This window comes from Streptococcus sp. HMSC064D12 (genome assembly GCF_001837205.1).
Lineage (GTDB): Bacteria > Bacillota > Bacilli > Lactobacillales > Streptococcaceae > Streptococcus > Streptococcus salivarius_D.
In genome coordinates this window covers 131,436-131,705 of the sequence record NZ_KV831762.1, presented here as the reverse complement: position 1 = coordinate 131,705, position 270 = coordinate 131,436, and the positions used below count along the sequence as shown (strand labels likewise).

The window sequence follows — 270 nt, the reverse complement described above, 5'->3', positions numbered from 1 at the left end:
AAACTGTCAAATCTCCAACCTTGTCCGACAAAAGCTTACACAACTCCTAACTGAGAAGATGTCACTAACTGATATTGCCAGAAAGCTTCGTGTGTCGACGTCCACTGTCTATCGTAAGCTCGACCAGTTTACTTTCAAGGAACATTATGACAAGCTCCCTACTGTTATGTCCTGGGATGAGTTTGGGTTCAAGAAAGGGGAATTCGCTTTTGTGGCCCAGAATTATGAGACAAACGAACTCATAACCATCCTTGATAATCGTCGCCAAAC

Annotated in this window: 1 protein-coding gene; it reads left to right on the top strand. The window is 43.3% G+C overall.

The window, feature by feature from the left end; genetic code table 11:
* Positions 1-270: helix-turn-helix domain-containing protein (locus HMPREF2697_RS08900; protein WP_142350092.1), on the top strand; the 270-nt coding region annotated here is incomplete at both ends.